The 23,346-nt window shown below is 37.4% G+C and carries 25 protein-coding genes and 1 pseudogene; 10 read left to right on the plus strand and 16 right to left on the minus strand.

Annotated features, from left to right (window positions below):
• Nucleotides 1–167 precede the first annotated feature (167 nt).
• The 3 genes from NYE73_RS23025 to NYE73_RS23035 are packed head-to-tail and all read left to right on the plus strand — an operon-like array spanning nt 168 to nt 3,440.
• Nucleotides 168–1,373 (plus strand): MFS transporter, encoded by a 1,206-nt coding sequence (locus NYE73_RS23025; RefSeq protein ID WP_259950488.1) that lies wholly within the window; start codon nt 168–170, stop codon nt 1,371–1,373.
• A gap of 23 nt (nt 1,374–1,396) precedes the next feature.
• Nucleotides 1,397–2,470, plus strand: coding sequence for an LLM class flavin-dependent oxidoreductase (locus NYE73_RS23030; RefSeq protein WP_048394002.1), 1,074 nt, complete (start codon nt 1,397–1,399; stop codon nt 2,468–2,470).
• A gap of 28 nt (nt 2,471–2,498) precedes the next feature.
• Nucleotides 2,499–3,440 carry an alpha/beta hydrolase gene (locus NYE73_RS23035; protein WP_259950485.1) on the plus strand — a complete coding sequence of 314 codons (942 nt, stop codon included), beginning with the start codon at nt 2,499–2,501 and terminating at the stop codon, nt 3,438–3,440.
• 103 nt (nt 3,441–3,543) lie between these two features.
• Here the strand turns inward: NYE73_RS23035 and NYE73_RS23040 are convergent, their stop codons facing one another.
• The 4 genes from NYE73_RS23040 to NYE73_RS23055 all read right to left on the minus strand — a co-directional run bounded on the left by NYE73_RS23040 (nt 3,544) and on the right by NYE73_RS23055 (nt 6,267).
• A complete protein-coding gene (locus NYE73_RS23040) occupies nt 3,544–4,482 on the minus strand; it encodes a ring-cleaving dioxygenase (protein WP_054549741.1) in 939 nt (312 codons plus the stop codon).
• A 75-nt stretch (nt 4,483–4,557) separates the two neighbouring features.
• Nucleotides 4,558–5,151: an NADPH-dependent FMN reductase gene (locus NYE73_RS23045; protein WP_112116841.1), complete on the minus strand. Its 594-nt coding sequence runs from the start codon at nt 5,149–5,151 to the stop codon at nt 4,558–4,560.
• 137 nt (nt 5,152–5,288) lie between these two features.
• The gene (locus NYE73_RS23050) at nt 5,289–5,633 is read right to left on the minus strand and encodes a YunG family protein (protein WP_048393998.1); all 345 of its coding nucleotides are present in this window, start codon (nt 5,631–5,633) and stop codon (nt 5,289–5,291) included.
• A 214-nt stretch (nt 5,634–5,847) separates the two neighbouring features.
• Nucleotides 5,848–6,267 (minus strand): Lrp/AsnC family transcriptional regulator, encoded by a 420-nt coding sequence (locus tag NYE73_RS23055; RefSeq protein WP_054549696.1) that lies wholly within the window; start codon nt 6,265–6,267, stop codon nt 5,848–5,850.
• Between the two features lie 110 nt (nt 6,268–6,377).
• Between NYE73_RS23055 and NYE73_RS23060 the strand changes: the two genes are divergently transcribed.
• On the plus strand, nt 6,378–6,782 hold the full coding sequence (locus tag NYE73_RS23060) for a carboxymuconolactone decarboxylase family protein (protein WP_048393996.1): 405 nt from the start codon (nt 6,378–6,380) through the stop codon (nt 6,780–6,782).
• A gap of 41 nt (nt 6,783–6,823) precedes the next feature.
• Here NYE73_RS23060 and NYE73_RS23065 read toward each other — a convergent pair whose 3' ends face one another.
• Both NYE73_RS23065 and NYE73_RS23070 read right to left on the minus strand, forming a co-directional pair.
• A complete protein-coding gene (locus NYE73_RS23065; RefSeq protein ID WP_054549697.1) occupies nt 6,824–7,243 on the minus strand; it encodes an Rrf2 family transcriptional regulator in 420 nt (139 codons plus the stop codon).
• Between the two features lie 103 nt (nt 7,244–7,346).
• Nucleotides 7,347–7,874, minus strand: a complete 528-nt coding sequence (locus tag NYE73_RS23070; RefSeq protein WP_048393994.1) for a cupin domain-containing protein — start codon at nt 7,872–7,874, stop codon at nt 7,347–7,349.
• Between the two features lie 117 nt (nt 7,875–7,991).
• Here NYE73_RS23070 and NYE73_RS23075 point away from each other — a divergent pair, with 117 nt between their 5' ends.
• Entirely contained in the window at nt 7,992–8,453 is a 462-nt protein-coding gene (locus tag NYE73_RS23075) for an SMI1/KNR4 family protein (protein ID WP_103118967.1), read from the plus strand.
• Nucleotides 8,454–8,479: 26 nt separating this feature from the next.
• Here the strand turns inward: NYE73_RS23075 and NYE73_RS23080 are convergent, their stop codons facing one another.
• From NYE73_RS23080 to NYE73_RS24745, 5 genes and pseudogenes are all read right to left on the minus strand, one after another.
• The gene (locus tag NYE73_RS23080) at nt 8,480–9,601 is read right to left on the minus strand and encodes a serine hydrolase (RefSeq protein WP_103118968.1); all 1,122 of its coding nucleotides are present in this window, start codon (nt 9,599–9,601) and stop codon (nt 8,480–8,482) included.
• 13 nt (nt 9,602–9,614) lie between these two features.
• Nucleotides 9,615–9,752: pseudogene (locus tag NYE73_RS23085) on the minus strand (DUF4303 domain-containing protein); the annotation flags it as partial.
• 75 nt (nt 9,753–9,827) lie between these two features.
• Nucleotides 9,828–10,271 carry an SRPBCC family protein gene (locus tag NYE73_RS23090; RefSeq protein ID WP_054549700.1) on the minus strand — a complete coding sequence of 148 codons (444 nt, stop codon included), beginning with the start codon at nt 10,269–10,271 and terminating at the stop codon, nt 9,828–9,830.
• 123 nt (nt 10,272–10,394) lie between these two features.
• Nucleotides 10,395–11,843: an Msr family ABC-F type ribosomal protection protein gene (locus NYE73_RS23095; protein WP_066037937.1), complete on the minus strand. Its 1,449-nt coding sequence runs from the start codon at nt 11,841–11,843 to the stop codon at nt 10,395–10,397.
• 277 nt (nt 11,844–12,120) lie between these two features.
• Nucleotides 12,121–12,165 carry an erythromycin resistance leader peptide gene (locus tag NYE73_RS24745; RefSeq protein WP_115364072.1) on the minus strand — a complete coding sequence of 15 codons (45 nt, stop codon included), beginning with the start codon at nt 12,163–12,165 and terminating at the stop codon, nt 12,121–12,123.
• A gap of 202 nt (nt 12,166–12,367) precedes the next feature.
• Here NYE73_RS24745 and NYE73_RS23100 point away from each other — a divergent pair, with 202 nt between their 5' ends.
• The gene (locus NYE73_RS23100) at nt 12,368–13,207 is read left to right on the plus strand and encodes a YitT family protein (protein ID WP_036079667.1); all 840 of its coding nucleotides are present in this window, start codon (nt 12,368–12,370) and stop codon (nt 13,205–13,207) included.
• A gap of 263 nt (nt 13,208–13,470) precedes the next feature.
• Here NYE73_RS23100 and NYE73_RS23105 read toward each other — a convergent pair whose 3' ends face one another.
• The 4 genes from NYE73_RS23105 to NYE73_RS23120 all read right to left on the minus strand — a co-directional run bounded on the left by NYE73_RS23105 (nt 13,471) and on the right by NYE73_RS23120 (nt 18,430).
• On the minus strand, nt 13,471–14,379 hold the full coding sequence (locus NYE73_RS23105) for a D-alanine--D-alanine ligase (protein ID WP_048393986.1): 909 nt from the start codon (nt 14,377–14,379) through the stop codon (nt 13,471–13,473).
• Nucleotides 14,380–14,391: 12 nt separating this feature from the next.
• The gene (gene pdxR / locus NYE73_RS23110; RefSeq protein ID WP_259950479.1) at nt 14,392–15,831 is read right to left on the minus strand and encodes a MocR-like pyridoxine biosynthesis transcription factor PdxR; all 1,440 of its coding nucleotides are present in this window, start codon (nt 15,829–15,831) and stop codon (nt 14,392–14,394) included.
• Between the two features lie 176 nt (nt 15,832–16,007).
• Nucleotides 16,008–17,462, minus strand: coding sequence for a sodium/proline symporter (locus NYE73_RS23115; RefSeq protein ID WP_054549704.1), 1,455 nt, complete (start codon nt 17,460–17,462; stop codon nt 16,008–16,010).
• 86 nt (nt 17,463–17,548) lie between these two features.
• The gene (locus NYE73_RS23120; protein WP_048393981.1) at nt 17,549–18,430 is read right to left on the minus strand and encodes a LysR family transcriptional regulator; all 882 of its coding nucleotides are present in this window, start codon (nt 18,428–18,430) and stop codon (nt 17,549–17,551) included.
• 137 nt (nt 18,431–18,567) lie between these two features.
• Between NYE73_RS23120 and NYE73_RS23125 the strand changes: the two genes are divergently transcribed.
• Nucleotides 18,568–19,263, plus strand: coding sequence for an L-2-amino-thiazoline-4-carboxylic acid hydrolase (locus tag NYE73_RS23125; protein WP_048393979.1), 696 nt, complete (start codon nt 18,568–18,570; stop codon nt 19,261–19,263).
• 4 nt (nt 19,264–19,267) lie between these two features.
• Nucleotides 19,268–20,479 carry a Zn-dependent hydrolase gene (locus NYE73_RS23130; RefSeq protein WP_054549706.1) on the plus strand — a complete coding sequence of 404 codons (1,212 nt, stop codon included), beginning with the start codon at nt 19,268–19,270 and terminating at the stop codon, nt 20,477–20,479.
• A 50-nt stretch (nt 20,480–20,529) separates the two neighbouring features.
• Here NYE73_RS23130 and NYE73_RS23135 read toward each other — a convergent pair whose 3' ends face one another.
• Nucleotides 20,530–20,679 (minus strand): hypothetical protein, encoded by a 150-nt coding sequence (locus NYE73_RS23135; protein WP_155483378.1) that lies wholly within the window; start codon nt 20,677–20,679, stop codon nt 20,530–20,532.
• A gap of 220 nt (nt 20,680–20,899) precedes the next feature.
• Between NYE73_RS23135 and NYE73_RS23140 the strand changes: the two genes are divergently transcribed.
• Both NYE73_RS23140 and NYE73_RS23145 read left to right on the plus strand, forming a co-directional pair.
• Nucleotides 20,900–21,682, plus strand: a complete 783-nt coding sequence (locus tag NYE73_RS23140) for an ABC transporter ATP-binding protein (RefSeq protein ID WP_054549707.1) — start codon at nt 20,900–20,902, stop codon at nt 21,680–21,682.
• Nucleotides 21,679–23,301, plus strand: coding sequence for a hypothetical protein (locus NYE73_RS23145; protein WP_066037933.1), 1,623 nt, complete (start codon nt 21,679–21,681; stop codon nt 23,299–23,301). The genes NYE73_RS23140 and NYE73_RS23145 overlap by 4 nt, the downstream gene beginning before the upstream one ends.
• The last annotated feature ends 45 nt before the right edge of the window (nt 23,302–23,346 follow it).

The following is a 23,346-nucleotide window of genomic DNA, read 5'->3' on the forward strand; positions in this document are numbered from 1 at the left end:
TCTGGCTTTTTTTATTGTCAATTTCATTTCATCAATCGAAATAAAAAGAAAATATATACCAAATAAATATTGACAAATCCAATGTGATTAAGATATATTTACCAATAATTATTTTGTACCGAACGGTATGTTATAATTACAATTCAATTAGAAAGGGAGGTTACAATGTGAACAATGCAAATGATGATGCAATTCATATAAATCAATCATCTTCTATATCCCAAGCTGTAACATTATTATTCGCTACAGCCTGCGGAATGTCTGTCGCCAATATTTATTTTGCTCAGCCGCTGCTAGATGAATTATCGAATGATTTTGCTATTGATCAATCAATTATTGGTTTGATTATTACTGTCACACAAATTTTCTATGGGCTAGGCTTACTTCTTCTAGTTCCACTTGGAGATTTACTAAACCAACGACGCTTGATTATTGGACAAATGCTATTGTCCTCTGTTGCTTTGCTTCTAGTCGGTACTGCCTCCTATGTTGTAGTGCTATTTGCGGGTATGGCCTTAGTTGGTCTACTTGCAGTCGTGACTCAAACCCTTGTTGCGTTCGCTGCAACTATGGCTTCCTCTACAGAACGTGGTCGTGTCGTAGGCATTGTTACAAGTGGCATTGTCATTGGCATACTACTTGCTCGTACCTTTGCTGGGTTAGTAACAGATCTTGCAGGGTGGCGTTCTGTCTATCTAGCCTCCGCCGCGTTCATGCTTCTAATGAGTGGTATGTTTTTAAAAGTTTTACCAAGGGGCGAACGTGAAGTAAAATCAATCACCTATTCTCAGCTAATTCAATCCGTGTTTACGCTGTTTATTCAAGAGCGAACATTACGTATCCGCTCTATTCTAGCCCTGCTAATTTTCGCTGATTTTAGTATTTTGTGGACGCCCCTTGTTCTGCCACTTAGTTCACCACCATTTTCTCTATCACACACTGTAATTGGCGCTTTTGGTCTTGTAGGTGTGGCAGGGGCATTAGCTGCTGCACAAGCGGGTAAACTTGCTGACCAAGGCTATGGACAAAGAACGACAGCTATTGCTTTAACGCTTTTACTTATCTCCTGGATATTTATTAATTATTTAGATAAGTCATTCTTGGCATTAATTATTGGCATTGTGTTACTTGACTTGGCAGTACAGGCAGTGCATGTCACAAACCAGACGATGATTCTCCCATTACGTATAGAAGCACGAAGTCGACTGACCGCAGGCTATATGGTGTTCTATTCTATTGGTAGTGCTAGCGGTTCAATCGCATCGACTCAGATGTATGCACATTTTGGTTGGGGAGGGGTTTGCTTACTCGGAGCCTCTATTAGTACAATTGCTCTTCTTTTTTGGGCAATAACTAAACGATTTACTAAATAAAATTAGACTTGGAGAGATAACAAATGGAAATAGGAATTACTTCTTTCGTAGAAACAAAACCAGATGTTCACAGTGGTGAAATAATTAGTCATGCACAGCGTTTACGTGAAGTAGTAGAAGAAATCATTCTTGCAGATCAAGTAGGATTGGATGTCTTTGGCATTGGTGAGCATCATCGTGAAGACTATGCCGCCTCTTCTCCAGCAATGGTGCTATCTGCTGCTGCTTCTCAAACGAAAAACATTCGACTCACAAGTGCTGTAACTGTCCTTTCTTCGGCAGATCCTGTGCGTGTTTTTCAGGATTTTGCCACATTGGATGGACTATCAAATGGACGTGCAGAGATCATGGCAGGTCGTGGTTCTTTTATCGAATCCTTCCCCTTATTTGGCTACGATTTACATGATTATGATGAATTATTTGAGGAACATTTAGACTTACTACTTAGCATTCGTCAGTCTGAGAAAGTAGTTTGGGAAGGTAGACATCGTCCAGCAATCAATCATTTAGGTGTGTATCCTAGACCTGTTCAAAAATCTCTCCCAATCTGGGTGGCTAGTGGAGGAAATCAACAATCTGCTATGCGTGCGGGCCTTTTAGGATTACCCCTTATGCTAGCAATAATTGGTGGCAGCCCAATGCAATTTGCACCGATTGTACAGCTATATAAAAAGGCAGCACTTCATGCAGGTCATGATTTATCAAAACTTCAGGTAGGTTCTCATTCAATAGGTTTCGTTGGACCGAATACGGAATGGGCAGCAGACACATTTTTCCCATCAACAATGACTGGTATGAATAAATTAGGCAAGGAAAGAGGCTGGCCTTATTATGACCGTTCTAGTTATGATGCTGCAAGAAGCTTTGAAGGAGCATTATATGTTGGTGATCCAGATACAGTTGCTGAAAAAATTATTCATCTTCGTAAGCATGTAGGAATTACACGGTTTATGCTATACGTTCCTTTAAGTACCATGCCGCATGATCAAGTCATGCAAGCTATAGAACTACTTGGAACAGAAGTTGCTCCCCGTGTACGTGATGAAGTCGCTAAATGGGAAGCTGAAATGGCTCTAGAAGGAAAGCCATTTCTTTAAGATTCATTATTCAACAGGAGGAGTATATATGACCATCATTAACCGAATTTTACCAGAATTAAGGCAGGCTTACTCAGAATTTCCTGGCTTTCGATTGGAGGAAGATTTAACTTGGAGTCGAGGTCTCTTGTCCAATCCACCTTCAAAAAAATCAGAAGATGTACTTACGACCAACTGTATGATTCCTAGAGGTGATGGGGACGAAATGCTAGTTAAAATCTATGAACCAGCTAAACGGGAACAGGATAAACTTCCAGCTATGCTTTGGATTCACGGAGGTGGCTTTGTCATGGGGCACCCTGATATGGATGATGTTTTATGTGAACGCTTTGTTGAGACAGCTAACTGCGTTGTCGTATCCATTGATTACCGACTAGCGCCTGAACATCCCTACCCAGCGGCAATTGAAGATTGTTATGCTGGATTAGTTTGGATGACTAATGAGCACCAATCACTTGGTATCGATGTCAAACGGGTGGCAATTGCTGGAGCAAGCGGTGGAGGAGGATTAACAGCAGCACTTGCATTAATGGCTCGTGATAAAGGAGGACCATCAATTATATTCCAGATGCCACTGTATCCGATGCTTGATAACCGAAATGTAACACCTTCCAGCTATGAGATTATTGATGATCATGCAACATGGAGTAGAACAAATAATTTGACTGCTTGGCATTTGTACTTAGGAGAGGAAAAGGACATCAATGCCCGTTCTCCGTATGCGGTCCCTGCAAGAGCTGAAAACTTTGCAGGATTACCGTCAACCTATATATGTATTGGCCAACTTGATTTATTTCGTGATGAAACCATTGATTATGTAACACGTCTTGCGCAGGCAGGAGTGGACGTTGAATTCCACCTCTACCCTGGCAGTTACCATTGCTTTGAGGTCTTTGTGCCTGAAGCAAAAGTAAGTCAACAGGCTATTCAGAACTATTTAGATGCCATAGCACGTGCACTCAATTTTTGATTAGCATTTCGCCTTCTAATAATAAAAAATGCGAAAATCTATTGTGGACGTTCTATCTCATAAATCTCGCAAACTTTAGCTTAGCTTGATCCTGCAAACCCGCTTAATCAAGCTCACGCACTTTAATCGGGATTAATGTTCTTTCTAGTTGTTCACGATGTTGCTCGTATTGAGGTGGCAACATTAATTGGCTTCCCATTGTCTCTGGTGTCTCGTCATGAGCAAATCCAGGAGGATCTGTAGCGATTTCAAATAAGATTTCGCCAGGTTCACGGAAATAAATCGCATTAAAATAATTACGATCTTTTACTTCTGTTACATGTTGTCCATGATTCATCACATACTCTTGCCATTCTAAATGATCTGTATTATCTTGGGCTCTCCACGCAATATGATGCACAGTTCCTACACCCATTTGGCCCCCTTGACCTGCAACTGTTTTTAAATCCACTGTATTGCCGATCTCTGCACTAGAAGTAAAACGCGTATAGTCACCTTCCGTCGCTACCTTTTCAAGACCCATTACTTCTGTTAAAACTTTGGCAGTTTCTTCAGGGTGACTTGAGAATAGTGTAGCTCCACCAAATCCTTTGATAGCAACCTCAGGTGTTACTTCACCAAATGACCATTCGTTGTGCCCGCCTTTCGCACGTGCCACGAGTTCAATATGCAAACCATGTGGATCATCGAATTGAATGACTTGCTCACCAAAACGTTCAGCTTTTTGGAAAGGAATCGAGTATTTCGCTAAGCGATTAACCCAAAATGGCAGTGCTCCTTCTGGTACAACATACGTTGTAACCCCAACCTGACCATCACCAATACGTCCTTGATAAGCATTAGGCCAAGGGAAGAAGGTAATGATTGTTCCTGGTTTCCCACCTTTGTCACCGAAATATAAATGATATGTGCCCGGATCATCAAAGTTTACTGTTTGTTTTACTAAACGTAAGCCTAATACTCCCGCATAAAAATCAATATTCTCTTGCGGATGTCCTACGATCGCTGTGATATGGTGTATACCTGCTGTATGTTTTTTCATGTTAACAAGCCCTTTCATGACTATATTTCTCACCTATACTATGCCCTATTTATACCTACCTCAATCTGTAAAAGCTTAGCGAATTGTATACAACGCTTTAGACCATGGGATCAATTGATCTAACATTTGGTTTACTGAATCTATTTGTACTTCTTTTGGTTTAAATTCTGTGCCATTTTCAAAATCTGTGAATAATGATAGTGCTGGATGAACACGCACATCTGCGATTAAAAGCTCACCCATAATCCCACGTAAATGTTCTGCTGCACGAGCACCGCCAACAGAACCATAAGATACGATTCCAGCTGCTTTGTTATTCCATTCAACACGTAAGTAGTCTAGTGCATTTTTTAATGCCCCTGTAATAGAGTGATTGTATTCTTGTACGATGAATACAAAACCATCTTGTTTAGCAATAATTTCTGACCAACCTTGTGCTCCTGAAGCATCCTGTCCTGGCTCACCTAATAATGGTAATTTATAATCAGCAATATCAATCACTGTATAATTGGCATCTCCACGTTGATCTGCAATTTCCTTTACCCACTGTGCTACTTGAGGGCTTACACGCCCCTCACGAGTTGATCCAATAATAATACCGATATTTAATTCTGCCATTGTTTGTTCCTCCTCTTTTTTTGAGCTAAAAAATTTATTAAAAAACCCCATTATTATACCTCCTAACGAAGCTAAAGGTTCGAATTCATTTATCTTGAATTTATATATCTTGAATTCGAGATAATAATAACACGATATTTTTATAAACGTCAACAACTTTGTTTTGAAAATTAAAAAGGCAGAGATAATTAATTCTCTGCCTTCCCTAAAAGCTTATAAACTTGTGTTTTTAGATAACGATATTGACTATCATTAGTATCTTGAAAAGCCTCTACCCTATTTGAATCAATATCTTGGTAGTCGATTAGATATGGAAATTGTTCCTCGGAGAAATCCTTTCTTTCTCCATTAATAATATTATAAAAGTGCCAGCCTTCCTCAAGAAATGTCTTCCTAATTTCTCCGCCAAGAATATCCTGCACAACTAATGAAGTGACGCCACATTGTCCTTTTGCAGGGTTGTCCACACTCCATTTAGAACTTGATTGAATGGACCATGATTTTCTTAAGGCATTTAATACGTCTTTTTCCATGCAAAAACTCCTTTCAAACACTTTAAATGGAACTTCATCCATTCTTATTGGTGTCGACTTCCCTACTACCCAATCATATTTAATAGCACCATAGACAATACTATCTGTCACAGTACCATCTTATTTTCCCAAGCATTTATTTTGCACTAATAAATGAACTAAATCATCAATTTCTTCTACAAATAATTTGATTTCCATACATATCTCCCTTCATCTATACGTCCTCACATATATCTGAAAAAATAAAGTTAGTTTTCGTATGTGCATATGGTTGTAATGCATCAATAAACTGCTCTACATCAGGAAAAGATTGAAAATGCCCCTTTAATAAAAAACATGACTCACCTGAAATGCGATAGCAGAAGTCTATATTTGTATAAACCTTCAGATGTTCTTTAAAGTCTGCATAGCGGTTATTTTTGATTGTCGCTTCAACAATAGCGTCAATTGGATAACCCAATGCTTTTTTATTAATATCCAATGTATACCTCTTAATAACGTTCTGTTCCTCTAATTGCCGTATTCTTTCGCGAACTGCTGGTGCAGATAAGTGAACCCTTCTCCCTAGTTCGCTCATAGAAATTCGACTATCTTCTTTTAATTCTTTAAGTATCATTTCGTTAATGAAATCCATTTTGTAAATACCCCTTCTTTTTGAAGGAAAACAATCATATTTCCCTTCGAATTGATATGTTAACTTCGTTATGAACATTTTACACTAATTAATAGAAGGAGGAATGATTGATGACACTTATTCAATTATATGACAAGGGCTTAACACCCTTTCAACAATTATTAGGCTACAACAAGGGAATTCAGCTGCACTGGCAGCAGTTGGGGGAGGTACTCGAAAAAGACGGGCATCTATCCGCTTCATTAAAAGAAGAGGTTCGAAAAACTTTAGCTCAAAAAAATGGCTGTCAGTATTGTCAGGCAAAAGGCAAGCCTGATCCCCAGAACTATGATGAGAAAACGGCAGTATGCACAGGTTTTGCGGAAGCATTCTTAGCTGCTAAGGGGCACACCGCCCCCAACGTCACGGCTGTATTAAAGGACTATTTAACAGAAGCCGAGATTAGCGAGCTACTAGCATTTATTTGCTTCACGACAGCACAGCAATATTTTGGCGCACTCATGCAATTAAAATAATAAGGAGCTAGGGGGCGAAACCCTAGTTCCTATTCCAGCTGCTATCCTTTTAATTCCATTTTATTAGCTATATCTATAATAAATTTCTTACTAAGCTCTTCTTTCATATTATTTTCAGCATCCACCATCACTTGTTCAATGAGACAGCCTTGATGATGGAAGGAATGATCGTGTTCAGAGGAACAGCTAAATAATGAGGTTTGTCCTTCAATTGCATATATCACATCTAAAAACGATATTTCATGGGGGCGCTTAGAAATTCGATAACCACCGTTGACACCTGGGTTTGACTCAATTAAGCCTGCCTTCACAAGCTTAGTTAATATTTTGGAAAGATAGGTTGGAGATAATTTTTGCATTTCTGCTAAAGACTCTACACTCATTGATTTCCCTTTAGGATTGAGTGTTAAAAACACCATTGTATGTAAAGCATAATTTGTTGCTTTTGAATACTTCATCATTCATCACCCTTCATTCAGGACCTTTATTATCTGCAATTAAAACACATTCTATCATAATTCAAGAAAAAAGCATGTTTTGTATGAAAACACGCTTTTATGATCCCTAGTCATGCTGTCCATAACCCGCTTCTCCAGCAAGAGCATCAGCCTTTGTTACTTGTACAGTCCCAAATGGATGATTTGGTGGCGCATAAATCGTGTAAAGCTTTAGTGGTTTATCCCCTGTATTCGTAACATTATGCCATGTTCCTGCTGGTACCATAATAGCCGTATCTTCTGCGACATGTCTCTGATAGTTTAAATAATCTCTAGTTGGCCCCATTTGAGTTAATCCATGCCCCTCCTCAATACAAATGAATTGGTCCACATGTGGGTGTACTTCTAAACCAATATCTTCTCCGACATTAAGACTCATCACCGTTACTTGTAAGTTTGACCCTGTCCACAATGCTGTACGATAATTTTTATTGCGCTTTGTAGCCTCTTCAATGTCGATAACAAATGGTGTTGGTCCAAAATCATTCTGGACATTACTTCTTGGCGCTCGTTCTGCCTGATTTGGATAGGCCCAATAAACAGGTTGATAACCGTAATGATACGATTGATAATTACCGTAATAAGGGTGGTACATTTATCTCAATCCTCTCATGCATGATAACGCTATAGTATGCAGCTGAATGAAAGAAGGTACTCACATGTAGTGTGACTTAATTGAGTAATCTTTATATAGAGACTGGAGGTAGATACAGTGTATGCTAGATTAACAGAAAAACTTGCAGGCACTCCTGCAATTAAATGGTTTTCTGGACACGTTGTTAAACATGAATGGATTGTAGAAGTGGAAGCAGAGTTAGGATTTGAATTACCACCATCCTATTGCTGGTGGTTAAAAAATTATGGCAATGGGCAGCTGAATGGTGGATCTATTCTCTCAATCGGTCCACCAGTATACAGAGACATCAATGATCATGATATTCTCTATATACATCGTCTTAACTTGGCTGACGAGGAGTGGTGTAAACAATTTCCGAATAGATTGGATTTATTTATTCCAGACTCTGACGAATTGTACTTCTTTGATCGTTCGTCTAAAGATGAACACGGCGAATTTCCAGTTATGTGCTATGACTTAATGAATGACATGATCTATGAATATGCCTCTTCTTTCTCAGAATTTCTTGAAAAACTGATTGATGAGCGTAGTCAATAGTATGAGTTGCCTTATCTATGGGCAACTCACAACTCGGAAAATTCCTCTTTCAAACGCTTACGAAATTTATCATCTGTAAGAAATTTCAATTGAAAACTATTCATACTATTTGAGAGCTTAATCTGCTCCATTGTATTTAAGTTGTTAGCGAAAAAGGCTATTTCTGTTTGATTTCCATCTTTATCTTCCGCATAGGCTGCTAGTGTTAACACAAATGCAGTCGATCCTCCCTTTTGACCAGCATGTTTTAACCATGCTTGATTTCTAGGATTCTGCATCAATTGCTCCAACACGGGATCTAAATATTTATGTACTTCTGCGCTAAAGAAATTTTTACCATTCAATTTTTCTAAAATAGAGATATAATCACTTGTTGTGGCCCTTATTAAACGATCAGACCATATCTTTTGAAAATCCATATTGAGCATTTTTTGAGCTTTTGTTTTCTCCTCAATTGTTAAAGGATGTTCTATCCAATTCGAATGAATAGCCAATGCACGCTCACGATATTCAACCATATCCATTTTTCGCAAAGCAGTTAATGTTGCTTTTTTCGTTAAATTTTTTTCCTCCATCAAGTGAATGGGAATATAAAGTGCACTTACAATTGGATACAAAGGTTCATGATCCTCTACATTTAACTGTGTAAGCACATCATTAATTATTTGAAAGTCTAATACATGCATTAAATATTCCGTATTTGCATTGGAGCTATAGGCAATCATGCCATTTGCTACTTCACTTAAAGGTACACTATCTGCACCCTGAAGGTTTAACTGCGCCAACCATGCTTTATGTGCGCCACCATCTGTTTTAGGAATGTAAAATGCCTCTAACTCCTTTAGATTTACTTGCTCTTTAGGATTAATACGGCCATCCGCTGCTTGTTGCGCATAGGCGATGGCTACGATTATTTTAACCGTACTTGCTAACGGTAGCTGTTCCTTGGTGTTTAGCTCCACCCAATGTTGTTGATTATATTGAATGGCTACGGAAATATTTTTATCCTCTTTATGTTCCTTGATAAATTGCACGATATATTCAGGATCGTTCTTCTTGATTTCTTTTTGAAACTTCCAAAAAATAATGCTACATACAAAACCTATACAAACCAAAACACCGCCAATCATCCAATACAACTTTTTCATATTCATCCCTCCATCACTCAGCTGCTTCTAACAACCATTGCTGTAATACTGTAGACGACTGGTTATTTAATCGTAATGCTATTTCTGTTTTTATTTCTGGAGGCATTACTTCAACAAGTATGCATACAGAATCCCTTGCTTGATTCACCTCGAATAACCCTTCTTAGCACAAACTAATTCAGCTCCAATTGCTCGATGATATCGATCGTTGACATACCTCTCCTCCTTAATGAATTAGAGAAGCTCGTAAATTGCTAACCCCATTTTCTAAATATCCTTTGAGGCATGTTAATGTATAGACCCAACCCTCTTTTTGGCCCATCATTTTTGTCACAATTTCTGGGTCATGTGCATTTAACCCAGATTCTACAACAGTAATAATTGTTTCACTTTGTGATTCTTCAAAAGAGACGGTAACCATTGTCACTTCACCATGCTCTTCTCCCCAAACAAACACAATTTTTTTATTCATCTCCATTTCAAGCACAGTGATCACACCCTCTGCACCATACTCCTCATATTTAAGCGTGATTCTTTTACCTTCTGCCCATCTTTCGGAACTGCTAGAAAACCAATAATGACCGATTTCAGTAGGGGAAATAATGGCTTCAAATACTTTATGGGCTGGTTGATTGATTTTTAGTTTCGTCGTCACATCCGTATTTATCATCATTCATCATCCTTTTTCATATTGTCTATCTACACCTTCGCCGAAATTTTCCATTAACCTTCCTTACTAATAAAAATTCACTAAAAAAGGTGCGATTCTCCTAATGGAATCGCACCTTTTCACTTAAAGTATTTTTTTATTATGAACAGTAAACTGAATATCTGCTACATTGTCGATAAAATTTTTATCATGTGTGACAAAGATTATTGTTCCCTCATAAGCAGCTATAAATTGTTCAAGGGCTTCGAGTGCTTGAATATCTAAGAAATTAGTTGGTTCATCCAACAGCAAAATATTATAATTTCCTAAAAATAGCTGACAAAGCTGAAGGCGTATGGCCTCACCACCACTAAGTGTGGTAATTTTCTTTTGTAAATCAGTGCCAGCAAACTGCATGGAATGAAGTACGCTTCGTAATAAACTTTCATCATATTCAGAGCGATTCTTTAAAAATTGTAGCACTGTTTCCTCACCAGCAAATTGGTAGCTCATCTGATGAAAATAACCTATTTTAGCCTTTGGAGAAATAGTTATACCCTCACCATTATTGGCTATATGTTTTAGTAATGTACTTTTACCACTACCATTGTTACCCTTAAGCGCAATTTTTTTACCTAACGGGATTTGGAAGCTCACCTCGTGTAATAGTACCTTATCTTGAGCATGTAAAGTGAATCGATCTGCCATAATGGGGTACTTATTATGCAATGCCAAGGCTTTTGATTGTCGAAAAACAATTTTTCTTTCTTCCTGAACCGCTTCTGCTTTATGAAGCTTCCCTATCCGATGTTCGATAGCTTTTGCTGCACGCTGTACGGCTTTTTGACTTGTGCCTTTGGACTTTGTCATAAACATACGATTAGGTTTAGCGTTAGCCTCTCTTTTAGACATATTGCCTGCCTGAGCAATTTTTTCAGCTTTTTTCATTTTTTCATCTACAGCTTTTTCAAGCCTGCTCTTTTCTTTCAAGTATTGTTCATGAGCCTGATTTTGTTGATCTTGCTCTAATTGCTTTTGCATGGCATACTCGCTGTAATTCCCTGAGTAGATCGTTACCTTACCACCATCTACCTCCCATATCGTTGTAACCAGCTCATCTAGTACAGCACGATCATGGCTAATGAGTATGAGGGCCCCATAATAATAACGTAATTCATCTAATAAAAATGAGATGCCGAGTTGATCCAAATGTGTTGTCGGCTCATCAATAAGCAAAGCTTCCTCATAAGAAGTAAATAATTGTGCTAGCTTTAATCTTGTTTGCTCTCCACCACTTAATCCTTCAGAATACGTAGGTACTGCTAATTTCCCTAATAACTGTGGATCTGCCTCTATTAACGTTGGTGCCTCCATCTGTTCAAAGTATCCGAAATGAACATGCCTTTTCAATTTCCCACTTATTGGTTGTATCTTGCCAGCAAGTAACTTCATCAACGTACTTTTACCTGCACCATTTTTACCAACGATTCCTATTCGGTCAAATTGATGCACAGCTAATTTTTCAATATTTAATAGTTCTTTATCTAAATAAGTAACGACTACATTCTCTAACTCAAAGCAAACCTTTTCCATTTTGCTACCTCCCGAAATTGATCATTCCGTACCGATAGCGATGGTATCGATACGAGCTTTTAATCAAAGCTCGTATTAAAAGAATAATAGACTATACATTTCACTTTCCTCCCTACATTCAATAAAAAAACACAGACAACTTTGCCTGTGATGTAAAGTAAAAGAGATTTATTGTAAGACAAACGTCTCTTTTTTCTCATGATTATGAAGATGATTAAAAAAGGACAGACTATCCCATTTACTCTGTTTTCACAAAACAGCGTTTGGCCCTATTCAGTTACTGGTTCAATATTGGGAAACGTAGTCTCATAGCATGTGTCATTTTTTAATAACCCTCCTAGCATTGTTACGACTATTATAAATTCTGGCTATAATATGTCAAGTTTCCAAAGTTCTCTCTAAAGACACACTAATTACTGTCGATATATCACAAATGAACATTCCAAAAAGTATATCATTTGCTGAAAACCTGATATAGTATGGAATTTAAGAAAAATAAAATTTGATTTGGTGGTGTTATGTGAATGAAGAAATATGTTATCGATATTTTAATGATTATGCTTGGATCACTGCTTTTTGCCCTAGCAGTTAACTTATTTGTTATTCCTAATGATTTAGGTGAAGGTGGCGTAACAGGCTTAACGATTATTGCTTATTATCTGTTCGGATGGTCGCCAAGTATTGTCAGCTTTGTTATGAACGCAGCTTTACTTATCGTTGGTTATAAATTTTTAAATAGACAAACAACAATTTATACAATCATTGCGGTCTCATTCCACTCTTTATTTTTACATTTAACAGAAACGTGGTCTATTTCTTCAGATGAGATTATCGTCAATACAATTTTTGGTGGCGTATTTGCAGGAGTCGGTATTGGCTTAATTATAAGAGTTGGTGGTACAACAGCAGGTTCTACAATTTTAGCGAGAATCACTAACAAATATCTTGGATGGAGTATTAGCTATGGACTTTTATTCTTCGATTTAATTGTTGCTTTTTCATCTTATTTTATCATTGGTGCGGAGGCATTAATGCTAACAATTGTTATGCTGTATGTTGGTACAAAGGTAATGGAGTTTGTTATTGAAGGGGTTAACCCTAAAAAGGCAGTTACCATTATCTCTAAAAAACCTGAAGACATTGCTGGACAGGTAACTGCTTATATGAATCGTGGGGTAACTGTGCTATCAGGTCATGGTTATTATACAAAGGAACAAAAGGAAATCCTGTATATTGTTATTAGTAAGCAAGAAGTTGTAAAGCTCAAAAAAATTGTCAAAGAAGTCGACAAGGACGCCTTTATTGCCATTCATGATGTAAGGGACGTTTTCGGAGAAGGCTTTATTGAATTAGCAAAATCATAAAACAATCAAAACACCTTTTGTAGGTAACAACAAAAGGTGTTTTATGTTGTTGAAAAAGATTTCACTAGCAGAAAAAGAACTTTTGGCAAAGCGAAGGGTTGATTTCCGTTCCGCCAGCGTCACTCAAATCACCATGTGCAAAAGTGTCTTTTCCTTATCTTTCATCCTAACAGTAAAGATCGAATAACCAATTAGAAGTAGCTTGGAACGGATGTTCATTTTCTCCTTTCACAAAAATTCTATTGGTGGTTTTGTTTTTCGATTTACCTATTTCTATCAATCTGTAAAGAGCTTTGGATAATGCTGTCTAATAGTGCTGAATAGCTGATCCCCGCAGCAAGGGCACTTTTTGGTAGTAGGCTATTTTGCGTCATGCCAGGCAACGTATTAACCTCCAACACATAAGGAACGCCATCCTTCATTAACATATCTACTCTTGCGTAGACACTGCATCTTAAAGCCTTGTAACTGATCATCGCAGCCTTTGCCACTCGGTCATGAATTGCAAGTGGTAGTTCCACAGGCTCCTCCACGGTAGAAGCATCGTCATATTTTGCCTGATAGTCAAAAAATACTGCTGTATGTTTGATTGACAGGACTGGCAATAGCTGTTCATTGAGTATTGGGCATGTAATTTCGTCACCAATCAAATACTGCTCAATAATGATTTCGTTATCCCACTTAAATACTTCTGCAACCGCAGCCAATAAGGCACTCCGATCATGGACAATTTGAACACCCACACTAGAGCCGCCAGCATTTGGTTTAACTACAAGTGGATAACCCATAAGCTCTATATCCTGCAAGGGCAACTCCTCTTCCTTTATGAGATGCACCCAATCTGGAGTTGCGACACCTTCATATCGAAGGATTTTTTTTGCCATATTTTTATCCATGCACAAACTACTTGCTAGAAGACCGCTTCCTGTATAAGGAATACCCAACGTTTCTAGTACCCCCTGAATCGTACCATCTTCCCCGAACTTACCGTGAAGTGCTAACAAAGCCACATCAATATCACCTACCTTGTCAATTACCTCTTTGTTGTTATCTAATGTGATTGCCACAACTTCGTATTTTTGCTTATCTAATTGAGTGACCATTTCCTTACCTGTCATGATGGAAACCTGCTTTTCAGAGGAAGTACCACCCATAATTACGCCAACCTTCATTTTTTCAACTCCTCATAACGTTTTCAATGTATCACCAATAATTTGAATACCTCGAACAATATCGTCATCTGCTAAACGGGAAAAACCTAAACGAAATGTATTACTACCTCTTCCATTTGTATAAAATACATCACCTGGATAAAATACAACGCCCTTGTCATAGCATTTCTCAAGCAACAATCGTGCATCTACGTCCTCTTTTAGTTCTATAAAAAGGTGAAGCCCCCCATCCCCTGTTATCCTGCTATAGGGAATGTATTGGATACAAGCTTGACGGGCAAGCTCATATTTTTTCTTGTAAACAAATCTTGCTTTCTTTAAATATTTTTCAAAGTAACCATCCTGTAAATATTGATATAACACTGCCTGATCCAGTGTTGATGTATGAATTGTTCGAGCTCTTTTCATACTTTCCAAGCTATCAATTAACTCCCTATCTGCTAAAATCCAGCCAACACGTAAGCCTGGGAAAAGAATTTTAGAAAAGCTACCAATATAGACAATGTTATTACCTATACCGCTAAAAGCGATTAGTGGTGCCAAATGTGGGCTTGAATACCTTAATTCCTCATTAAAACCATCTTCTATAATGGGTATTTGATATTTGGAAAAAAGCTGAAAAATAGCACTCCTTTTCTCGGAGGAAGTGACAATTCCTGTTGGATTATGATAGGACGGGATAAGATAGGCAAAATCAAAGTCCTTATCTGCTAATGTTTTTTCCACCTGTTCCATGTCAATCCCGTCATCTTGCATATCGATGCCATGTACGTCTAACCCATGCAAACGGAAAAGCTTCAATGCTGCATGATGTGTAGGATTTTCACATAGTACACGCCCTGATTTTTTAGCTAAAGAGGACAATAAAATATCTAGACCTTCTGTAAAACCATTTGTAATTAAAATATCTTTATTAGAAATGTCCACACCTTTCATCTCCATATAGCTAAGAAGGTGGTCAATTAAGGGCTTATAGCCCTTGGCATAGCCATAGTTTAAGACAATATCTCCTTCAATGGACATCCTTATGAGAAATGCCCTTTTGAAATTTTCAACATCAAAAAGCTTTTCTTCTGGAGCTATACTAGTAAATGAAATCATGCCTTTTTTCCAGTGTATATCTTGTCGTATTAAATCAATTTCATCAGCTAATAAAGTTGTTTCATTCAGCCTTTGTTTCCAATCTATTTCAATAGAAGAAGTTTTCAATGTAGTAACCTTTCCGATAAAATGCCCTTTTCCTTTCACTGCATAGATGATGCCATCTAGCTCTAATTCGGCATATGCGTTCAGCACCGTGTTTCTACTGACCGCTAATAACTTACTAAGTTCACGGGTAGATGGAAGCTTTTGATGTTCCAACAGATGCCCCTTGACAATCATGTCTTGAACATAATCCTTCAATTGTACATAAACTGGTCGTTCATCCATAAGCTTAAAATCACTAAACACTTCCTAACCCCCTTGCTTCATTTTTGCATAAACCCTGATAACCAAAAAGGTCCACACATTATGTAATTTCCTGTTAGAGTGGTTGCTCTTCTTTCTATCATATTTCAATATGGTCATAAGCATAAAAAGAAAACTCCTCTTTTGAGAAATATATCAGCAAAAAAGGAGTTTTATTATTATTTTAAAATATCATCCAGACCGTTTTCCTTTTTATCAGGACATACTAAGGACACCACAACTCCAACAATTAAGCAAATAAAGAATGTCGCTGCCTTGGCTGACACTACAGCCTCCATAGGTGACAGGGACCATACAATCGCACTAATAAAACCGACAATAATTGTAGCAATAACCCCAATGCCTGACACACGTTTCCAGAAAAAGATTAAAAGGATCACAACCGAAAATGTATTGCCAATCCCTGCCCATGCAAAGGATACTAAGCTATAAATTACAGAACCTGATTTGAGTGAAATGATAATACCCACAATCCCACTAATAACAGCCACTAGACGCGAAAGGTGAACTAATTTTTTGCTAGAAATATTCCAACGTAATGTTTTATGAATTATATCCTCACTTATCGATGTTGTGATGACTAACAATTGAGACGAAGCCGTTGACATAATAGCTGCTAAAATACCAGCCACAATAATTCCTGCAACCCAAGGTGGTAAAATTTCAAATACCATATGCGGCAATATCATTTCAGGATCTTCAATAGAACCTTGCTTATACAAAGTGGACGCGAAAATCGCAGATAAAAAGGCACCCACATAGACAATTAATGTCCAAATAATCGCCATATTACGGCCAGTAATTCGCTCTTTTTCAGTCGTAATAGCCATAAAACGAGAGCTCAATTGAGGTTGCCCCCCAAGCCAGCCAAAGAACCAGGATAGATTTGTAAATAACATCGCCCCTAAGGCAAGTCCATTTAAGCCTCCGACCCAACTATCCGCACCATTGCCCATTTGAGCTAGCTCTGTTGAAATGCTTAAACCTTGATGTTGAATTTCCATATAAGCTGCAATTGGAACAATAACAAACGAGATCAGCATTAAAAAACTTTGGATTGTATCTGTCCAAACAACGGACATAAATCCTCCCATACATGAATAGGCAATTATTATTGCTCCAATAATAATTGTTCCCCAAGTGATGTTGAGTCCTGAGAATGAATAAATCGTTTTACCCATCCCGGAAAATTGAGCTGCTAAATAGCAAACAAAGAATAACACCATTACTGCAGAAGCTAACCAACGAATTATATCTGCGTGCTTTGGAAATTTAACAGCAATATAATCTGTTAGGCTATTCACCTTATATTTTTGTTGCTCTGTCATAAAGCGCTTTGATAAAAATAGCCATGATGCAACAACCCCTAAAAGCATGCCAGATAAAATCCAAATGCCTGACAGCCCAGCCACATATATAAAGCCAATTGCCCCTAAAAACATATAGGCGGATTCACCCGTTGCACGTTCAGAAAAGGCTAACGCCCAGCCCGGTAGTTTATTTCCCCCTAGAAAGTAATCATTATGTGATAAATCTTTTTTACTGAAGTATATCCCTACTCCTAGCATAGCGAGTAAATAGATAAATATTTCAACATAAACAATTGTATGCATATACCCAAAGTCCTCCATCTGATTAATCTAAACAATCCCAATCGGTTTTATCAGATAATAGTTCGGGTTTTTTTAATTGTCAATAACTAATTTTGTAAAAAGGAGGCAAAGTATTTCGATATTTCTACAAACTTTAAAGCTCCTGGAGAAAGATGAATACTGTGTTTGTGTGCAATTCCAACCTGTCTAATATATGCTTGATAAAATTTTTTTCTAATCAGGTTACTTGGTGCATGTAGTAAAAGCGAATTCGGCACAACAGAAATGCCTAAATTTTCATTGACCATTGTCAAAATGACTTGGTCAACTGATAATTCATAGACTACATTGGGATGGATTTTATGTTTAGCTAAGATCCTTGATACATCTCTATCAATCGTACGTTTAGGCATAATCCAGCGTTCATCCTGCAATTGCTCTAGAGAGAGCCTCTCTTCCTTCGCCAATGGATGCTCCTGTGCCATAATGCAAACAAGCTCATCATTAAAAATCGCATCGAATACAAGATGTTTAGAATTTGGTTGCACTAAAAAACCGATATCGACAACGCCATTATGAAGCCATTCTTCGATTTGATCATAATCTCCCTCCATCAAACGTATTTGTAGGTCTGGATGATGCTGTTCGAAATACGCTAAAACCTTTGGTAATAAGACCAGAGAAACACTTGGTAGAATACCAACCGATAACGTCCCCCCAATGAGATTTTTTAAATTTGCTACAGAGGTTTCAAGCTGCTGTTGTTGCTGCAATATTTTTGAGATGTGTTCGTAAACAATTTTCCCCTCACTCGTTAAAACAATATTATTGCGGTTTCGAATAATTAGAGAAAGCCCTAATTCTGCCTCTAAATTACTAATCGTATGACTGATTGAAGACTGTGTGAGATTGAGCTTTAAGCCTGTTTCTGTAAAATTTCCTGTATCGATAAGTGTATGGAAAGCAATATATTGTGCTAATGTAGCCATGCTATTCTGCTCCTTTTATGATTTTTTTTCATAGTTGATTGTGTAAATATTCATTTGATTTAAATTACTAGCCACCTCTATAATAAAAATAAAATCCAAGTAAATCAATATGAATTGTTAATGAGGGGGCTCATAAAATGGCAGAGGAAAGATTAATGATGAAGGCTTTATCTATGGACATAATTACCGCAAAAATGTTTACAGAATTACATCTCTCCATTACAGAGCAGTACGGAGAGCATGGTCGGAGATTAGTACAAAAAGGCTTAGAGGCGTTTGGTTTAAAGGATGCTGAAGCCATGGCGAAAAAAGCAACAGCAGAAGGAGAAAATCATACTTTCTTTGAATACTTACCCCAAATCGTTGTAGGTGAAGAGAAATTTGCTGATTTAACACCGTTTGCTCGATTTTCTAAAATGTTTGCACAGATTGCCAAGCCAGTTGTAGATGAATATGGAGAAGCTGGTGAACAAGTGATTATGCGGGCAGTAGAGCGTTTTGGTCATAAGCGAGGCCAAGGTATTGCTCAACGTGCTCGCACAAACGGTCTAGAAAATTCCGTGGAGCATTATTTAACTAACTATGATATGGGTCGCAGTGATTTGTTTGAAATCGATACAGTTTATAAGGAAAATGAGGTTGAACAAACGTTTACTCACTGCCCATTAGGTCAACAATGGGCAGATGATGATATGGGTAAATATGGAATTTTGTATTGTAAAGTCATCGACCCCTCTATTGCTAAAGGGTACAATAAAAGCCTAGAGGTGGTACATGATCAATTTGTTTTACGTGAAGGACAGTGCCACTTCCAATTCCAAATGAAAGAGTGATGTCATGATTAACGGAGTTAGGCTCGTACAGCATCTTCAAGACTTAAGTCAAATTGGACGTAATGAAAAGACAGGTGGCATTAACCGCTTCTCGTTCACACCAGAAGAAAAGCAGGCAATTGAGTTAGTTACAACTTATATGGAACAAGCAGGTATGAATGTCACAATCGATGCAGTTGGAAACCTTATTGGTACATATGGTGAAGGAAATGAAACCATTATGCTAGGTTCTCACATCGATACAGTACCAGAGGGTGGCAAATATGATGGAGCATTAGGGGTGCTAGCAGCTATTGAAGTGGTACATACTATGCATGAGCAACAGTTGATACCCTCTAAAAAAATTCAAGTTGTCGCTTTTAAGGATGAGGAAGGAACAAGATTTGGCTTTGGGCTCCTTGGCAGTAGTGCAATGGCTGGTCTTTTAACAGAGGAGCAATTACAGCATACAGATGAAGCTGGCATTTCCATCGAAGAAGCCATGAAAGATTTCCATTTATCACCTTATCCTTTAACACAAGTGCATCGTAATGACATAAAAGCTTATTTAGAAATGCATATCGAGCAAGGAAAAGTGTTAGAAAATGAAGACCTACCAGTCGGTGTTGTCACAGGTATTGCAGCCCCATTATGGTTAGAGGTAACCGTAACGGGTGTCAGTGAACATGCTGGTGCAACCCCTATGCCGATTCGTCAGGATGCTCTAACTGCAGCAAGTGAAATGATTTTAGCTATTGAGCAACTATTAACCAATACAACAGATTCCGTTGCAACGGTTGGTAAGCTAACGGTCTCCCCAAATGGGACAAACGTTATTCCAGGTAAAGTTACGTTCTCGATTGATCTTCGTGATATTGACGAAAATAAAGTAAGTGCATTAGAGCAAGAAATTATGCAACAGCTTCAACAAATTGCTGAACGAAGACATGTCTCATTGGCTTCTAAAGTATTACAGCGCATTAAGCCTGCAAAAACCGATGCCTTACTACAACAGCAACTTACTACAAGTATTGAAAAGCAAGGTATACGTCCTTATTCTCTCATAAGTGGTGCTGGGCATGATGCAATGAATATAGCTGAAATTGCCCCGATTGGGATGCTATTCGTCCGTTCAAAGGATGGTATTAGTCACAATCCTTTAGAATACAGTTCAGATGAGGATATTATTGTAGCAACTAATATTTTTTATGATACAGTTGTTGAACTTGCTAAATAGACTACTATATAGAAGAAAGCCATTCTCTAATTTTTTTTAGAATGGCTTTTTTAATTTTTTCCATAACCTTCATTTTTAGCTTGAGTAATCACCTTTTGAATGAAAGGCTCTTTTTTCAGGGTATATGTTGGGCGAATTATATTGAAAAAGATAGCCCAATTTGGATTATAGTCAGACAATACCACTTCAATTTTTTTCATGTGTCATTCACCTCACTTTTTTGAAATAAGCCAACTATAAATAAAGCGTATTTACCTTAAAATAATAAATCTATTTCGTTTTTAAATTTCCCTTTATATAAGAAAATCTCTCTATTTTTGATTGAACTGGTTTCATTTTAGCATAAGGAATATTATCTCTTTTAATATGATATAGTGTAATTATGGTTAATTTTCCAAAATAATTGAAAGGGGCTATAAAATGGAAGAGATTTTAACAATTACGAATTTAACGAAGAGTTATGGAAACAAGGAAATTTTGAAAGGGATTGACCTTCACGCAGCTAGAGGTGAAATCATCGGTTATATCGGCCCCAATGGCGCGGGTAAAAGTACAACTGTAAAACTTATTCTAGGGCTAGAAGGTGATTTTGGTGGCGAAATTAAGCTCTTTGGGAAAAGCATAGGACAAGACCAAATTGATTATAAACGGCGAATTGGTTACGTCCCTGAAATCGCTGATGTTTATGATAACTTAACAGGCTATGAGTATTTAACCTTCATCGGCCAGCTATATGGATTAGAGCTAGAGGAGGCGGCTGACAAATCCAAATCACTAATGGAACTGTTTGGAGTTGGTGAAGCATACCATTCTAGAATTTCTTCCTATTCTAAAGGCATGCGTCAAAAACTACTAATTATTGCAAGCCTTATACATAATCCAGACCTGCTATTTTTAGATGAACCAATCAATGGCCTAGACGCAAACAGTGTCATGATTTTTAAAGAAATCTTAACGCAACTAGCTGCCAATGGAAAGACTATATTTTACTCATCACACATTATGGATGTCGTTGAAAAAATCAGTAGCCGCATCATTTTGCTGTATGATGGAAAAATTGCAGCGGACGGAACATTTGCCCAATTACAAGCAGATAATACTGAAGGAACATTAGAAAGAATTTTTAACCAGTTAACAGGATTTCATGAACATCAGGAAATCGGAGAAAAATTTGTGTCCGTCGTTCGTGGGGGACAATTATGACAGATTTCAAAACGCTACGATTGCTTGATAAGTTCCGATGGCTTTTTATAAAAATGGGCATTGATTATGACATGATGAGAAAAATCCTCCATATAAAATTAACAATGGATGAACGGAAAGTACCTACCCTATTCAATCAAAACAAAAAGAAAGACAATCAAAAGTATGGCTACATTAAGTCTCTATGGATTTATATGTTATTCGGGCTTATACTCATCCCGCTTATGGGATTTGGTCAAAATTTTCTATTTCAGATGAGTATCGCCTTTGCAATGATCATCTTTTTGATTATGACTTCATTGATTTCTGACTTTTCTTCTGTGCTTTTAGATGTACGAGATAAAAGCATACTTTCAACTAAGCCTATTTCAGCTAAAACAATTAATGCAGCAAAATTTATGCATATTTTTATTTATTTATCCTATTTAACATTGGCCCTAACAGCCATCCCTCTAATAGTCAGCCTTTTTACTCAAGGTATTGTGTTTTTTATTTTAACAGGTCTTGAGATTCTATTAATGAATTTATTTATAGTTGCCATCACAGCCATTTTATATATTGCCATTTTACGCTTCTTCGATGGTGAAAAGCTGAAGGATATGATTAATTATGTACAAATCGCTTTATCTCTAATGCTGATGATTGGCTACCAAGTTCTTATTCGATCCTTTGAATTCGTCAATTTAGATATGGTAGTATCGTTTCATTGGTGGAACCTCTTCTTAATACCGATGTGGTTCGCTGCCCCTTATGAACTCATACTGCATGGTGATACATCCTTATTGACAGTCATTTATACCATCTTAGCAGTGATTGTACCTATTATTTCGATTTGGATCTATATTAAACTCATACCAACCTTTGAACGCAATCTCCAAAAACTGCTAAGTACAAGTAAGTCTAAAAAGGAAAAGAACAATCGACTAAAGTCGTTTTTATTAACCATTGTGTGTAGAACACACGAGGAACGAGCTTTCTATCGCTTCGCAGCTCTGATGATGAAGCAAGAGCGAGAGTTTAAGCTAAAGGTCTACCCATCTTTAGGCTTTTCATTTATTATTCCCTTTATTTTCATGTTTACTTTTAGCAGAGGGGAAGAAGTCGATTATGCTAGTAGTATGAGCTATTTAAATATCTATTTTAGTATGATGATTATACCATCCGCTGTCCTTATGCTTGGTCACTCTGCTAAATATAAGGCTGCATGGATTTATAAAACGCTACCGCTTAAAGATTATACAGATTTACAAAAAGGTAGCTTAAAGGCATTTTTAATTAAATTGTATACTCCGTTATTTTTAGTACTAAGTATAGTCTTTAGCTATATTTATGGTATTCGAATTATCCCTGATTTACTAGCTGTTTTGGTAACAAGTTGGTTATATACCATCCTTTGTTTCGTCATGATGACAAACAAATTACCCTTTACCAAACCCTATGATGAAGTTAATGATGCGCAAGGCTGGAAGATTCTTTTGTTATTGCTCCCTTTAGGTTTACTTGTAGGGCTGCACTATATAATAGCTAGTCAGATAACATACGGCTCTACTATATATTTCATTGTGCTCTTCTTCATCAACATCTTGATATGGAAACTGGTTTTTAAATCGAAAAAATAACCAAAAAACGGCTCAAATCCTATAATAGAGTGGGATCAGCCGTTT

Origin of the sequence: Lysinibacillus sp. FSL K6-0102, from assembly GCF_038003545.1 — a bacterium.
Classification (GTDB): Bacteria; Bacillota; Bacilli; order Bacillales_A; family Planococcaceae; genus Lysinibacillus; species Lysinibacillus capsici.

Excerpts from the sequence above, each read along its gene's own strand:
- NYE73_RS23030 (WP_048394002.1), top strand. The coding sequence starts at position 1,397 with ATGGAAATAGGAATTACTTCTTTCGTAGAAACAAAACCAGATGTTCAC.
- NYE73_RS23035 (WP_259950485.1), top strand. The coding sequence starts at position 2,499 with ATGACCATCATTAACCGAATTTTACCAGAATTAAGGCAGGCTTACTCA.
- NYE73_RS23040 (WP_054549741.1), bottom strand. The coding sequence starts at position 4,482 with ATGAAAAAACATACAGCAGGTATACACCATATCACAGCGATCGTAGGA.
- NYE73_RS23045 (WP_112116841.1), bottom strand. The coding sequence starts at position 5,151 with ATGGGGTTTTTTAATAAATTTTTTAGCTCAAAAAAAGAGGAGGAACAA.
- NYE73_RS23050 (WP_048393998.1), bottom strand. The coding sequence starts at position 5,633 with ATGGAAAAAGACGTATTAAATGCCTTAAGAAAATCATGGTCCATTCAA.
- NYE73_RS23055 (WP_054549696.1), bottom strand. The coding sequence starts at position 6,267 with ATGGATTTCATTAACGAAATGATACTTAAAGAATTAAAAGAAGATAGT.
- NYE73_RS23060 (WP_048393996.1), top strand. The coding sequence starts at position 6,378 with ATGACACTTATTCAATTATATGACAAGGGCTTAACACCCTTTCAACAA.
- NYE73_RS23065 (WP_054549697.1), bottom strand. The coding sequence starts at position 7,243 with ATGATGAAGTATTCAAAAGCAACAAATTATGCTTTACATACAATGGTG.
- NYE73_RS23070 (WP_048393994.1), bottom strand. The coding sequence starts at position 7,874 with ATGTACCACCCTTATTACGGTAATTATCAATCGTATCATTACGGTTAT.
- NYE73_RS23080 (WP_103118968.1), bottom strand. The coding sequence starts at position 9,601 with ATGAAAAAGTTGTATTGGATGATTGGCGGTGTTTTGGTTTGTATAGGT.
- NYE73_RS23090 (WP_054549700.1), bottom strand. The coding sequence starts at position 10,271 with ATGATAAATACGGATGTGACGACGAAACTAAAAATCAATCAACCAGCC.
- NYE73_RS23095 (WP_066037937.1), bottom strand. The coding sequence starts at position 11,843 with ATGGAAAAGGTTTGCTTTGAGTTAGAGAATGTAGTCGTTACTTATTTA.
- NYE73_RS23100 (WP_036079667.1), top strand. The coding sequence starts at position 12,368 with ATGAAGAAATATGTTATCGATATTTTAATGATTATGCTTGGATCACTG.
- NYE73_RS23105 (WP_048393986.1), bottom strand. The coding sequence starts at position 14,379 with ATGAAGGTTGGCGTAATTATGGGTGGTACTTCCTCTGAAAAGCAGGTT.
- NYE73_RS23115 (WP_054549704.1), bottom strand. The coding sequence starts at position 17,462 with ATGCATACAATTGTTTATGTTGAAATATTTATCTATTTACTCGCTATG.
- NYE73_RS23120 (WP_048393981.1), bottom strand. The coding sequence starts at position 18,430 with ATGGCTACATTAGCACAATATATTGCTTTCCATACACTTATCGATACA.
- NYE73_RS23125 (WP_048393979.1), top strand. The coding sequence starts at position 18,568 with ATGGCAGAGGAAAGATTAATGATGAAGGCTTTATCTATGGACATAATT.
- NYE73_RS23130 (WP_054549706.1), top strand. The coding sequence starts at position 19,268 with ATGATTAACGGAGTTAGGCTCGTACAGCATCTTCAAGACTTAAGTCAA.
- NYE73_RS23135 (WP_155483378.1), bottom strand. The coding sequence starts at position 20,679 with ATGAAAAAAATTGAAGTGGTATTGTCTGACTATAATCCAAATTGGGCT.
- NYE73_RS23140 (WP_054549707.1), top strand. The coding sequence starts at position 20,900 with ATGGAAGAGATTTTAACAATTACGAATTTAACGAAGAGTTATGGAAAC.
- NYE73_RS23145 (WP_066037933.1), top strand. The coding sequence starts at position 21,679 with ATGACAGATTTCAAAACGCTACGATTGCTTGATAAGTTCCGATGGCTT.